We start from the raw sequence: 13,603 nt of genomic DNA, 5'->3' as shown, positions 1-13,603 counted from the left end.
AAGGCTGTAAACTTAAAAAAAATTAGTAGATAAATTTAAGTTTTAGAACACAAATTCTGTGTTGTAAGGTATTGAGTTTTAGATTATTTTTTATGATGCTTTGTGGTTCAATTTATTTTAGTAACTAGTTATAAAATATTGTTTTAGTTTATTAGATATTCTACGTTTATCTTCTTCTAATAAATTAGAACCTGATGGTAAACAGAGTCCATTATTAAAGAGGGTTTCTGCTATATTTTTACCATAATAAGGATATGAATTAAATATAGGTTGTATGTGCATTGGTTTCCATAAAGACCTAGATTCTATATTTTCTTCGTCTAGATGTGCTCTTAATTCTTTTCTATTAAAATTAGTGTTTTCTTTTATTAAAATAACACTTAGCCAGTGGTTAGAGAAATAATTCTCATTTGGTTCTTTAAAAAGATTAACTTCTTTAATATCTGTTAGCAGTGCTTTATAAAATTTATGATTAGCTCTTCTTTTAGCAATATGCGAATCTAAAACCTCCATTTGCCCTCTGCCAATGCCTGCTAAAATATTACTTAATCTATAGTTATAACCAATATTAGAATGTTGATAATGTGGTGCATTATCTCTTGCTTGTGTTGCTAAAAAAATGGCTCTTTCTTTTACTTCTTTATTTTTACAAATTAAAGCACCTCCACCAGAGGTAGTTATCACTTTATTTCCATTAAAAGAAATAATTCCAAAATCTCCAAAAGTACCACACTTTTGGCCTTTATAACTAGAACCTATTGCTGCTGCTGCGTCTTCTATTAAAACAATATCATAGGCCTTTGCAATTTTACTAATTTCTTCAATTTTAACAGGCATGCCATAAAGATGCACTACTACAATTGCTTTTGGTTTTTTTCCTAGTGCAATGCGCTCTTTTATCGCTTTTTCTAAATATACTGGAGACATGCCCCAAGTATCTAATTCTGAATCTATAAAAATAGGTATTGCTCTTTGGTAAATAATTGGGTTTATTGTCGCAGAAAACGTAAAAGTCTGACAAAGAACTTCATCATTATCTTTTACACCGGCTAAAATTAAAGACAAATGTAATGCTGCAGTACCAGAAGAAAGACAAGCTACTTCATTTTGGCTTCCTAGATGATTTTTTATTTCATTTTCAAATTCATTGATATTTTCGCCAAGTGGTGCAATCCAATTTGTGTCAAAAGCTTGTTTTATGTACTTCATTTCTGTTCCTCCCATGTGTGGAGAAGACAACCAAATTTTTGATTTTTTTGGTTGTTTAGAACTGCTAGCATTTAGTGCATCAGAAATTCCTAAAATCTTATTTAACTCCATTTATTATTTGCTTTATTCACTTTTATTCAGTCATTTTTGCCGATTACGCTTACATTAAAGGCTGTTAATTTTCTTTAAATTTTTCAGTGGTAGAGTCCTAAAGTATTTATATTTTCTGACGTAAATACTTTTCCTATGGTTATATAAAACATGTTACATCTAGCAAAAAAGAAAGGTTTTCTATATCTCAAATGTTATATGTAAATTTTTGTTCTCAACTAATTGCATTTCTACCATTTATTTGTGTCAAATCTGTAATACCAGGTCTTACCTGATGTCTTTATTACTGTTCTTTACCATAGAACTCAATATACTCTCTTAATAATGAGCGAGGTACAATAATACTCATGTCTCCTTTTAAAATAGTAAATACTTGCGAAGCTTCATCTAAAGATGTTTGTCTCAAAATTTTTCTTAAGCTCGTTATCAGGTAATAGTTCATCTCTCGAATCTTGTTTCATATTCATGGTTATAAACTTAAAAATCTTAAAAAGTTTACCATTTTTTTTGGCCTAACTTGAAAGAAAAGCGGTTTACCCTTTGTGCTGATTACTAAGATAATAAAAATTATACTGAATATAGGTAAAAACAATAAAAGACAAAATATAGCAATAAAAATATCTAAAAACTTTCTTTAAAAAATACCATACACAGCGTCTTAATTGTTTTTAAAGTTGTACTAAACAGTTTAAAGTTCGGTGTTTGGGTAACCTGATGGTAAAGGATATTAATAATTTATACAGTAGTGCTGTTGCAAATAAATTTCATACTCAAAGTAATTTCAAATTTGCTACACCTAAATACTTATTTAAAGATGAAAATTTGTTGGGTTTACCTGACTATAAAAACAAACCGATAGTTTTGGTTGAAAGTGAAAAAACAGCAATCATTTGCGCAATAAATTTTCCAAATTACATATGGTTGTCTTACGGAGGTATAAATGTTATGACAACTGATAAAATGAAAGTACTTTCTGGTAAAAATATTTTAATAGTTTCTGATTTAATCGAAAATGCAATAAAGATTGCAACTAAAAAAGTTGAAGAATTAAAGAAGTTAAACATTTCCGCAAAAATTTGGGACATGAGAAATGGTCTTAGTGACGGAGAACTTAATCAAAAAGGTTTTTATAATTGTGATTTGGAAGATTTCTTAATTAAAATACACACAATAATATAAAAACTTTAAACTTTTAACCTCCAACAAATTTGTTAGAGGTTTTTTACTTTGTATTTTTAACGAAAATTGCAACACCTCTAAAACTAGATATCCTCTCTATTTTTAGGGTGTACTATTTCAAATCCTTTATATTTGGTAAACTAAATACATATACCAGTTGTAAACACAAACTATGGCAAAAAAAGCAACCACCAAAAAACAAAAATCTATTGAAGAAACACTATGGGATTCTGCAAATAAACTGCGCGGAACTGTAGAATCTTCAGAATATAAACACGTTGTACTGAGTTTAATTTTCTTAAAATTTGCAAGCGATAAATTTGAAGAACGCAAACAAGAACTAATTGCAGAAGGCAAAGAAAAATATTTAGAAATGGCAGCATTCTACAATATGAAGAATGTCTTTTTCTTGCCTAAAATTTCACGTTGGAGTTACATTATAGAAAATGCCAAACAAGACGATATTGCCCTTAAAATAGATACAGCTTTACATACTGTAGAAAAAAATAACCCCGCACTAAAAGGTGCGTTGCCAGATAACTATTTTTCTCGTCTAAATATGGATGTAAGCAAATTAGCGGCACTTTTAGACACCATAAACAATATAGATACGCTTAGAGACAAGGCGCAAGATATTGTTGGTCGTGTTTACGAGTACTTTTTAAGCAAGTTTGCCTTAGCAGAAGGAAAAGGAAAGGGAGAATTCTATACTCCAAAAAGTATTGTAAATCTAATTGCAGAAATGATAGAGCCTTACAAAGGTATCATCTATGACCCTGCTTGTGGTTCTGGTGGAATGTTTGTGCAGTCTATTAAATTTATTGAAGCACATAATGGCGATAAAAAAGCCATTTCTATTTACGGACAAGAATATACATCTACTACGTATAAATTGGCAAAAATGAATTTGGCAATTCGTGGTATTGCTGCAAATTTAGGCGAAGTACCCGCAGATACTTTTGCCAAAGACCAACACAAAGATTTAAAAGCAGATTTTATTATGGCAAACCCACCTTTTAACCAAAAGGATTGGAGAGCTGCTGACGAACTAACAGACGACCCACGTTGGAAAGGGTATGATACGCCACCAAAAAGCAACGCCAATTATGGGTGGATTTTAAACATGGCATCTAAACTCTCACAAAACGGAGTGGCTGGTTTTATTTTGGCAAATGGTGCACTTTCTGGAGGTGGAGAAGAATATAAAATTCGTAAAAAACTGATAGAAAATAAGTTGGTTGAAGCTATTGTAATTCTTCCTCAAAATATGTTTTACACCACTAATATTTCTGTAACTCTTTGGATTTTAAACAACAATAAAAAAGAAAGGACTGTAAAATTACCTGATACAACTCGTAATTACAGAAACAGAGAAGAAGAGATTCTATTCATAGATTTAAGAGAGGTAGGCGAACCTTTTGAAAAGAAATTTATTCAGTTTTCGCCAAAACAAGTCAAAAATATTGCAGAAACCTATCACAACTGGCAAACAAACGTCATTGCGAACGGAGTGAAGCAATCTGCTTATAAAGATGTCCCAGAATTTTGTTACAGCGCAACATTAGATGAAGTAAAAGCCAAAGACTACTCTTTAGTGCCAAGTAAATACATAGCGTTTGTAAACAGAGATGAAAACATCAATTTTGAAGAAAAGATGCAAACCTTACAAACTGAAATGACTGATTTGCTAAAACAAGAAGCAGATTCTAAAGAAGACCTTTTAGCGGTATTTAAAAAATTAGGCTATGAAATCTAATTACAAAAAAATAGGAGATTTCATAGAGTTAGTAGATGTAAGAAATAAAGATTTGTCTATAGACCTGCTTCTAGGATTAAGCGTTACAAAAGAATTTATATCTTCTGTGGCAAATACTATTGGTACTAATATGAAGAACTACAAAATTATCCGAAAAGGACAATTTGCGTGTAGTGTTATGCAAGTAAGGAGAGATAAAAAAATGCCTGTTGCCTTATTACAGGATTTTGATGAAGCCATAATTTCTCAAGCATATCCAGTTTTTCAAATTAAAGATGAAACGCAATTAATACCAGAATATTTGATGATGTGGTTTACACGTTCTGAGTTTGATAGAGAAGCTTGTTTTCACGCAGTTGGTGGTGTAAGAGGAAGTTTAGAATGGGAAGATTTTTTAAATATGGAACTTCCAGTTCCATCCATAGAAAAACAACAAGAAATTGTAAAAGAATACAATACGGTTGTTAAGCATATTAAACTTAATGAACAAATCAATGAGAAACTAGAGGAAACTGCACAAGCCTTATACAAACATTGGTTTGTAGATTTTAACTTTCCAATTACAAAGGAAAGTTGTCCTGAACTTGTTTCAGGATCACCTGAATTGGAAGGTAAACCTTATAAATCTTCTGGTGGTGAAATGGTTTATAATGAGGAATTGGATGGGGAAATTCCTTTAGGCTGGGGAGTTAGTTTAATTTATAATTTTATCGAAGACACCCTGGGAGGTGATTGGGGTAAAGACAAACCTATTGGTAACTATATTAAAAAAGTAAGATGTGTTAGAGGAACAGATATACCCTTACTTAAAAGAGGAAATTTAATTAAAGCACCTATTAGATATATTTTAGAAAAGAATCTTAAGAATAGAGAAATTTTAAAAGATCAAATAGTAATTGAAATATCTGGGGGTAGTCCAACACAATCAACTGGTAGATCTGTATTAGTTACTGAAAATCATTTAAAATTTCTAAATGAAAAAATAATATGTTCAAATTTTTGCAGGACACTAAAGTTGAAAAATGTTTTATATTCTAAATTCCTGTTCTCTCATATCGATTACTTGTACAGTATAGATTATCTATTTTCATTTGAAAACAGTACAACTGGAGTTAAAAACTTTAATATCAATTCTTTTTTAGAAGAAGAATATCTAATTGTTCCAAGTGAACAAACTTTAAAATTATTTAATAGTCATTTTGATATAATAATTACTCATCAAATTTTAAATCAAAAAGAAATTTGTGAATTAGAGAAAATAAACAATTTACTTCTCTCAAAAATGACAAAAATTGGAGTTTAAAAAAGTAAAAGCTAATTAAGAGAAAAAAATATGAGAATTATATCATTTGGGGTAAATAATTTTAGGGGTTTATCAGGAGGAATAGAAAACAATACAATTGAATTTAAAGACTCAAATACAATATTTCTACTAGGTCAAAATAACGTAGGTAAATCTAGTTTTTTAAAAGCTTATGAATATTTCTATAAAAACATATCGCTAACACCAGAGGATATTTATAGAATTGATGTAAATAATGAAGTAGAATTTGAATTAACATTACAACTCGATGACTTTGATTTTGAAAAAGAAGCTATTAAAAACAAAAAAGAAGGTTTAAAAAATTGGCTTGATGAAAACAACTTATTAAGGATTAGAAAAGTAATAAAACCTAAGGCAGGTAGTAAAATTACATTTGAAAAAACAAAAAATTATACTTGGGATTATCAGAATAATAAATGGGAAGCTAAAAATTATGGAGGTATTGGTTTAGATAGTGTATTTCAGTCTGCCTTACCTACACCTATTTTTATTAAAGCGATGCCTTCAGAAGCTGAGGTAGAAAATATAATTAATGAAATTTTAAAGGCAAAAGCAACAGCAAACCTTAAAGATAAAGAAAGACAAGAACTTAGAGAAGCTCAAGAAAAAATTCAAGAATTACAGGACAAACTTTATAATCCTGAATCAATTTCTACTTATAAAGAAGAAGTTAACAAACATTTTCAAGAACTTTTTCCAAATACAAAAATTGAGTTAGGAGAAAAAGATAAAGTAAAATGGACTGAAAATTCTATGGGAAAAAGTTTCTCTATTCATTTTGAGCAAAAAAATGATGAAGGAGTTAAAGATGAATCTATTCCAACAAACTATGACAAAGTTGGGCATGGTGCTGTACGTTCTGCAATATTTTCACTTCTTCTAATGAAGGATATTGCAGAAGAATATGAAAGAGTTGAAAGTAGAAAAGATTATATTGTTCTTTTTGAAGAACCAGAATTATTTTTGCACCCAAAACTAATGAAACAATTACGTTCTCTAATTTATAAGGTTAGTGAAACAGAATCTCCTTATCAAGTTTTATGTGCATCACATTCTCCTCAAATGATTGATATAACCAAAGAAAAATCATCCTTAGTTAGAATGATAAAAAATGATATTGGAACTAAATTATATCAAATAAATGATGAATTTTTAAAACAATCTAAGGAAATTAGAACCAAGGCAGAGTTAAAGCAAGAAATGAATGAGCTTTTGAGGTTTAATCCTTTTTTATGCGAATCATTTTATGCAGATGAAGTTATATTAGTTGAAGGAGCTACAGAAGAAATAATACTTAGAGGGTATATTTCATCAATTGATATTAGTAAAGATTTATTTATTGTGAATTGTGGTTCTGTTACAAACATTCCTTTTTATCAGAAGATTTTCTCTAAGTTCTCTATAAAATACCATGTTATTTGTGATACGGATTCTGCTGTACAAGAAGGAATTGACGAATACTCATTACCTATATTTGATTCAGGAATTCAAAAATCTATTTACAATCAATGTAAGTTAGATAATGAAAAGGAAAATTATGAAATTGGGTTATTTCAGCTTCACTCTACAACTTTTGAGCCTGCGCATCAAAATCAAAATATTCAAAGTAATTTAAGATATCCAGACTCATATAATATTTCTGACGGTAAGCCTTATAATGCAAATCTATATTGGAAAAACGTTCTTGAGCCTAATATTGGAAATGATGATATCAAAAATGTTCCAATTATTAAATTTATTAGAAATATTGTAAATCATTAAAATATTAGTTTTTAGTATTTTTGATATAAATTATTTACAAAACCAACCAACAACCTGTACAATAACTACATGACAGAAACCAACAGAATCGAATACAAAGAAATACTCACAAAAGCAGTAGATATAGAAAAAGAAGTCATTGCTTTTTTAAACTATACCTCTGGTGGTGCGCTTATTTTTGGTGTAGATAAATTTGGTAAAGCAGTTGGTGTTGCAGCTATAGATGATACGATGTTGCGCATTAAAGACCGTTTAAAAACAAATATACGTCCATCTTGTATGGGCTTGTTTGATATTTCTGTTGTAGCGCAAGAAGGTAAGCAATTGGTAAAAGTTACCATTGCTAGTGGAAGCGAAAAACCTTATTTTAAAACCAAGTATGGTATGAGTGAACGAGGTTGTTATATGCGTGTAGGAACCGCATCTGAACCCATGCCTCAAAAAACAATAGATAATTTATACGCTTCACGCACAAGAGATACTATTAGTAAAATTGTATCGCCCAAACAAAAATTGTCTTTCGAGCAATTGCATATTTATTATCAAGAAAAAGGGAAGGCACTCAATGCACAATTTGCCACCAATTTAGAGTTGGTAACAGAAGACGATACTTGGAATTATGCAGGATATTTATTGTCTGATATCAATAACATTTCTATTAAAGTAGCCAAATATGCAGGCACAAATCGTGTAGAACTAATAGAAACGAATGAGTATGGTTATACTTCACTCATTAAAGCTTGCAAGCAGGTTTTAGACAAATTAGATGTAGAAAACAGAACCATTGCAAAAATAACAGCAAAAGATCGCCTAGAAAAACGTTTATGGAATGCTAGAGCTTTAAGAGAAGCTGTAATAAACGCTTTTGTTCACAACGATTTTAGTAGAGAAGTACCGCCAAAATTCGAGATTTTTAGTGACCGAATAGAGATTACTTCAGCAGGAAGTTTGGTTGATGGTTTAAGTGAAAAAGAATTTTTTAAAGGCTTTTCTATCCCAAGAAATAAAGAGCTTATTCGCATATTTAAAGATTTAGATTTGGTAGAACAATTGGGTTCTGGAATTCCAAGAATTTTAGATGCCTATCCTCAAGAATCCTTTGAGTTTACTGAAAACTTTTTACGTCTTGTGCTACCTGCAACCGAACAAGTTACCGAGCAAGTTGACCCCACAAGTACCCCACAAGTACCCCACAAGTTATCACCTATTACCGACCTAGTTAGCGACCCAGTTAACGACCTAGTTAGTGACCCAGTCAAGAATCTACTTTTGGTAATGGATAAAGAGTATAGTATTAGCGAATTAATGGCTTTTCTTAAATTATCTCACAAACCAAATTTTAGAAAAAATTACTTACAACCAGCTGTTGAATCGGGTATAATAGAATTAACCATTCCAGAAAAACCTAGCAGTAGTAAGCAAAAATACCGATTAACATCAAAAGGAAAAAGTATAAAAAAGCAATGAAATTTACAGAATATCAATTAGAAAAAGCATTTATAGAATTATTACAATCGGAAGAAATTCCGCACGTTAATGGTGCAACCATTTCAAGAGATATTCAAGAAGTTTTATTAGAAGAAGACTTAAAAACGTTTCTACTTTCTAAATATCAAACAGAAAAACTTACAGCTGTTGAGGTAGAAAGAATTGTAAGACAACTAAAAACGTATTCCGCTTCAGATTTATACGAAAGTAACAAAGCTATTATGAAATTGGTAGCAGACGGTTTTTCTTTTAAAAGGGAAGACCGCAGTCAAAAAGATATTTGGATTTATCTTATTGATTTTTCAGAAGCAAATAAAAATACTTACAAATTCGTAAATCAATTAGAAATTGTCGGTTACGAAAAAAGAATTCCAGATGGTATTTTATACATCAATGGTTTACCATTAGTAGTATTTGAATTTAAAACTGCTATAAAAGAGCAAACTACAATACATGATGCTTATGTTCAGCTCACCACTCGTTACAAAAGAGACATTCCAGAATTGTTCAAATACAATGCTTTTTGTGTAATTAGCGATGGAGTAAACACCAAAGCAGGCTCATTTTTTGCGCCATATGAGTTCTATTATGCTTGGAGAAGAGTATCAGGCTTAAACAAAGACGTGGATGGTATAGATGCAATGTTTACCTTAATTCACGGCATGTTTAACCATGAAGATTTAAGAAATATCATTCGTAATTTCATTTACATTCCAGATGCTTCTAAAAAAGATGAAAAGATAGTTTGTCGCTATCCGCAATATTATGCGGCTAATAAGTTATATGAGAATATAAAAGTACACCAAAAGCCAAAAGGAGATGGTAAAGGTGGTACTTATTTTGGAGCAACAGGCTGTGGTAAAAGTTTTACCATGTTGTTTTTAACGCGCTTGTTAATGAAGAGTGTGCATTTTAGCAGTCCAACAATAGTTTTAATTACAGATAGAACCGATTTAGACGACCAACTTTCAGGACAATTTACCAATGCTAAAGGTTATATTGGCGATAATAATATTATCAGTGTAGAAAGTAGAGATCATTTACGTAAAGAAATACAAGGCAGACAAAGTGGTGGTGTATTTTTAACAACCATTCATAAATTTACAGAAGATACAGAGTTACTTACAAACAGAACGAATGTAATTTGTATTTCTGATGAAGCACACAGAAGTCAGACCAATTTAGATCAAAAAGTAACGCTAACTAAAGATGGTGTTTCTAAGACTTTTGGTTTTGCAAAATACTTACACGATTCCTTACCAAATGCTACATTTGTAGGGTTTACAGGGACGCCAATAGATGCTACTTTAGATGTTTTTGGTGCTATTGTAGATAGTTATACCATGACAGAATCTGTAAAAGATGAAATTACGGTTCGTTTGGTTTATGAAGGTAGAGCTGCAAAAGTTTTGCTAAAAAGCGAAAAACTACAAGAAATTGAAGGTTATTACAGCCAATGTGTTGCAGAAGGTGCAAGTGAATATCAGGTAGAAGAAAGCAAGCGAGCAACTACCAATATGAATGTAATTATTGGTGATCCTGACAGATTAAAAGCAGTAGCCTTAGATTTTGTAAATCATTATGAAACACGAGTTAACGAAGGTGCAACCGTAAAAGGAAAAGCAATGTTTGTGGCAAGTAGTAGAACAATTGCTTACAATCTATATCAAGAAATAATTGCTTTACGACCTGAATGGGCAGAAATTAAAACTCATGAAGAGGGAAGTGAACTAACAGATAAAGAAAAGAAGGAAATTAAGCCTATGGAGCGCATTAAAATGATAATGACGCGAGGTAAAGATGATCCTAAGGAGTTGTACGATATGTTAGGTTCTAAAGACTATCGTAAAGAATTGGATAGACAATTTAAAAACGAGAAATCTAACTTTAAAATAGCTATTGTAGTAGATATGTGGCTCACTGGTTTTGATGTTCCTTTCTTAGATACCATTTATATTGATAAACCTATTCAAAGACATAATTTAATTCAGACAATTTCTCGAGTAAACCGAAAGTTTAAAGGAAAAAATAAAGGTTTAGTTGTAGATTATATTGGTATTAAAAAACAAATGAATTTGGCTTTGGCTGAATTTGGAAAAACAAAAGGTGACAACATTGAAGAGATTGAAGAGTCTATAATTGTAGTAAAAGACCATCTAAGCTTATTGGGTAAAATATTTCATAAGTTTGATACGACTAGATACTTTAATGGAAATCCGTTAGAGCAATTACAAACCCTAAACAAAGGAGCTGAATTTGTACAACTAACGCAAGAGTTGGAACGTCGTTTTATGGATTTGGTAAAACGTTTAAAAGCGGCTTATGATATTTGCGCAGGAACGGGTGAGTTTACAGATAGAGAAAGAGATGAGATTCATTTCTATTTAGCGGTTCGTTCTATTGTATTTAAATTAACCAAAGGAACTGCACCAGATGCTGCTCAAATGAATGCCAGAGTTCGTGAGATGATTAAAGAGGCAATACAAAGTGATGGTGTAGAGGAAATCTTTAAAATGGGGGATTCAGATGAAAAAGAAGTAGATATTTTTGATGAAGATTATTTGGCTAAAATTCAGAAGATTAAGTTGCCAAATACAAAGATTAAATTACTACAACAACTACTAGCTAAAGCAATTGGACAACTCAAAAAAGTTAATAAAATTAAGGGGATTGATTTTTCAAAAAAAATGCAATCTCTGGTAGAAAAATACAACGAGCGTAAAGAAAGTGATGTATTAAGAAGTGAGGTCTTAGAAGATTTTACAGACGAAATTATCGACCTTTTCTATGAACTAAAAAAAGAAAAAGATTCATTTCAAGACTTAGGAATCGATTTTGAAGAAAAAGCTTTTTATGACATTTTAAAAGCATTAGCTATTAAGTACGATTTTGAATATCCAGAAGATAAATTGGTTCATTTAGCAAGAGAGGTTAAAACAGTAGTAGACGATAAAGCCAAATACACAGATTGGAGCAAACGTGCAGACTTAAAAGCAGAACTAAAAGTAGACTTAATTATTCTTTTGGCAGAAAACGGATATCCGCCAGTAGATAGAGACGAGGTTTATAAAGAAATTTTTGAGCAAGCTGAGAATTTTAAGAAGTACAACTAAATTTTTGCAAACATATATTAATAATTTCCAAAGTGTAGTATTTAAAGAATGGAAAAAATAATTCTTCTTTTTAACTTTAAATTTAAAAACATAGTTGCTAAAACGTTACTAATAAAATTAAAAAACCCTGAAAATCAAACGATTAACAGGGTTTTTACTTGTACTCAAGGTGGGAATCGAACCCACACTCCCGAAAGAACTGGATTTTGAATCCAGCGCGTCTACCAATTCCGCCACTTGAGCATTATTTAGAATCTCGCAAAGATCTTAATTTTTCTTTACCAATTCCAGATTTCCAATATTTTTCTCTTTTCCTTGCTTCTATTCTAGTTTCAACTTTTTCAAAATAAATGAGTTCAAAAGGAGCATATGGTTTAGTTGTTCTTTCTCTTAAACCGTTATGTCTTTTAACTCTATCATTTAAGTTACTTGTTAAACCAAAATAAATATAGTTTCTACTAATACTAGAAATTGCATAAACAAAGAACATATTATCTATTTTAGCGCGCCTGCCTTGTCGGCAGACAGGTCTACCAATTCCGCCACTTGAGCATTTTATAGACTCTTCTTAAAAAACAAGTTACTTTAAGAAGATTGCAAATGTATAAAAATATTTTATTTTAAAGTATATAAATATATTTCAAACTCAATAAATAATTTCTACTTTTGTCAACTACAAATAACACCACTAAAAAAGAACTAAATGCCTTCAAATCAGCTTGCGCCAAAACTATTTGCTTGTAGACAAAGCAAAGTTTTAGCAGAAAAAATTGCAAAAGAATATAGTACAACCTTAGGAAACATTAAGATAACCTACTTTAGTGATGGAGAATTTCAGCCAGCTTTTGAAGAATCTGTAAGAGGGAGAAGAGTTTTTATTATAGGCTCTACATTTCCTAATTCAGATAACTTAATGGAAATGCTATTAATTTTAGACGCAGCTAAAAGAGCATCTGCAAGGCATATTACTGCTGTTATGCCATATTTTGGTTGGGCTAGGCAAGATAGAAAAGATCAACCAAGGGTTGCTATTGGAGCAAAATTAGTTGCTAAATTGCTAGAAGCTGCTGGTGCCACTAGAATTATGACAATGGATTTGCATGCAGATCAAATTCAAGGATTTTTTGAAAGACCTGTAGACCATTTATTTGCATCTACTATTTTTATGCCGTACATAAAAAGTTTAAAATTAGAAAATCTTACCATTGCATCACCAGATATGGGTGGTTCTAAAAGAGCTTATGCGTATTCTAAACACTTACATTCAGATGTAGTTATTTGTTATAAACAGCGTAAAAAAGCAAATGTTATTGGGCATATGGAGGTTATTGGAGATGTAGAAGGTAAAGATATTATTCTAGTAGATGATATGATAGATACAGGAGGTACTTTAGCCCATGCAGCAAATTTAATGAAAGAAAGAGGTGCGAATAGTGTACGAGCTATTTGTACACATCCTATACTTTCTGGAGATGCTTACGAAAGAATAGAAGCATCTGCATTAACAGAATTAATAGTTTCAGATACAATTCCGTTAAAAAAGGAGACATCTAAAATAAAAGTAGTATCTTGCGCGCCATTATTTGCGGCAGTTATGCACAAAGTGCAAGATAACAACTCAATTAGTGGACAATTTTTAATGTAAAACCCCAAGAAATCTCT

Annotated in this window: 10 protein-coding genes and 1 tRNA gene; 7 read left to right on the top strand and 4 right to left on the bottom strand. The window is 31.0% G+C overall.

Annotated elements, in window-relative coordinates; genetic code table 11:
• Positions 1–117 precede the first annotated feature (117 nt).
• A complete protein-coding gene (locus tag Q0684_RS07365) occupies positions 118–1,224 on the bottom strand; it encodes an aminotransferase class I/II-fold pyridoxal phosphate-dependent enzyme (RefSeq protein WP_299015531.1) in 1,107 nt (368 codons plus the stop codon).
• 379 nt (positions 1,225–1,603) lie between these two features.
• A complete protein-coding gene (locus Q0684_RS13515) occupies positions 1,604–1,726 on the bottom strand; it encodes a sugar transferase (RefSeq protein ID WP_366140196.1) in 123 nt (40 codons plus the stop codon).
• 296 nt (positions 1,727–2,022) lie between these two features.
• Here Q0684_RS13515 and Q0684_RS07355 point away from each other — a divergent pair, with 296 nt between their 5' ends.
• From Q0684_RS07355 to Q0684_RS07330, 6 genes are all read left to right on the top strand, one after another.
• A complete protein-coding gene (locus tag Q0684_RS07355; protein ID WP_299014537.1) occupies positions 2,023–2,499 on the top strand; it encodes a DUF6371 domain-containing protein in 477 nt (158 codons plus the stop codon).
• Between the two features lie 172 nt (positions 2,500–2,671).
• Positions 2,672–4,255 (top strand): class I SAM-dependent DNA methyltransferase, encoded by a 1,584-nt coding sequence (locus Q0684_RS07350; RefSeq protein WP_299014534.1) that lies wholly within the window; start codon positions 2,672–2,674, stop codon positions 4,253–4,255.
• Positions 4,245–5,558, top strand: coding sequence for a restriction endonuclease subunit S (locus tag Q0684_RS07345; RefSeq protein ID WP_299014531.1), 1,314 nt, complete (start codon positions 4,245–4,247; stop codon positions 5,556–5,558). Before Q0684_RS07350 ends, Q0684_RS07345 begins: the two co-directional genes overlap by 11 nt.
• 30 nt (positions 5,559–5,588) lie before the next feature.
• Complete coding sequence (locus Q0684_RS07340) at positions 5,589–7,340, top strand: AAA family ATPase (protein WP_299014529.1); 1,752 nt, start codon at positions 5,589–5,591, stop codon at positions 7,338–7,340.
• A gap of 69 nt (positions 7,341–7,409) precedes the next feature.
• Positions 7,410–8,807 carry a Fic family protein gene (locus tag Q0684_RS07335; protein WP_299014526.1) on the top strand — a complete coding sequence of 466 codons (1,398 nt, stop codon included), beginning with the start codon at positions 7,410–7,412 and terminating at the stop codon, positions 8,805–8,807.
• The gene (locus Q0684_RS07330; protein WP_299014523.1) at positions 8,804–11,941 is read left to right on the top strand and encodes a type I restriction endonuclease subunit R; all 3,138 of its coding nucleotides are present in this window, start codon (positions 8,804–8,806) and stop codon (positions 11,939–11,941) included. Before Q0684_RS07335 ends, Q0684_RS07330 begins: the two co-directional genes overlap by 4 nt.
• A gap of 161 nt (positions 11,942–12,102) precedes the next feature.
• Here Q0684_RS07330 and Q0684_RS07325 read toward each other — a convergent pair.
• Both Q0684_RS07325 and Q0684_RS07320 read right to left on the bottom strand, forming a co-directional pair.
• A tRNA-Leu gene (locus Q0684_RS07325) sits at positions 12,103–12,184 on the bottom strand.
• A 1-nt stretch (position 12,185) separates the two neighbouring features.
• Entirely contained in the window at positions 12,186–12,431 is a 246-nt protein-coding gene (locus tag Q0684_RS07320) for a GIY-YIG nuclease family protein (RefSeq protein ID WP_299014520.1), read from the bottom strand.
• A gap of 213 nt (positions 12,432–12,644) precedes the next feature.
• Between Q0684_RS07320 and Q0684_RS07315 the strand changes: the two genes are divergently transcribed.
• Entirely contained in the window at positions 12,645–13,586 is a 942-nt protein-coding gene (locus Q0684_RS07315; RefSeq protein WP_299014517.1) for a ribose-phosphate pyrophosphokinase, read from the top strand.
• Positions 13,587–13,603 lie beyond the last annotated feature (17 nt).

This window comes from uncultured Polaribacter sp. (assembly GCF_947503875.1).
In the GTDB taxonomy this organism is placed as follows: Bacteria; Bacteroidota; Bacteroidia; order Flavobacteriales; family Flavobacteriaceae; genus Polaribacter.
Note: the sequence above shows the minus strand (reverse complement) of the source record. Positions and strands in the feature narration are given on the sequence as shown.

Coding starts and splice junctions, on each gene's coding strand:
- Q0684_RS07365 (WP_299015531.1), bottom strand. CDS start 1,224: ATGGGAGGAACAGAAATGAAGTACATAAAACAAGCTTTTGACACAAAT.
- Q0684_RS07350 (WP_299014534.1), top strand. CDS start 2,672: ATGGCAAAAAAAGCAACCACCAAAAAACAAAAATCTATTGAAGAAACA.
- Q0684_RS07345 (WP_299014531.1), top strand. CDS start 4,245: ATGAAATCTAATTACAAAAAAATAGGAGATTTCATAGAGTTAGTAGAT.
- Q0684_RS07340 (WP_299014529.1), top strand. CDS start 5,589: ATGAGAATTATATCATTTGGGGTAAATAATTTTAGGGGTTTATCAGGA.
- Q0684_RS07335 (WP_299014526.1), top strand. CDS start 7,410: ATGACAGAAACCAACAGAATCGAATACAAAGAAATACTCACAAAAGCA.
- Q0684_RS07330 (WP_299014523.1), top strand. CDS start 8,804: ATGAAATTTACAGAATATCAATTAGAAAAAGCATTTATAGAATTATTA.
- Q0684_RS07320 (WP_299014520.1), bottom strand. CDS start 12,431: ATGTTCTTTGTTTATGCAATTTCTAGTATTAGTAGAAACTATATTTAT.
- Q0684_RS07315 (WP_299014517.1), top strand. CDS start 12,645: ATGCCTTCAAATCAGCTTGCGCCAAAACTATTTGCTTGTAGACAAAGC.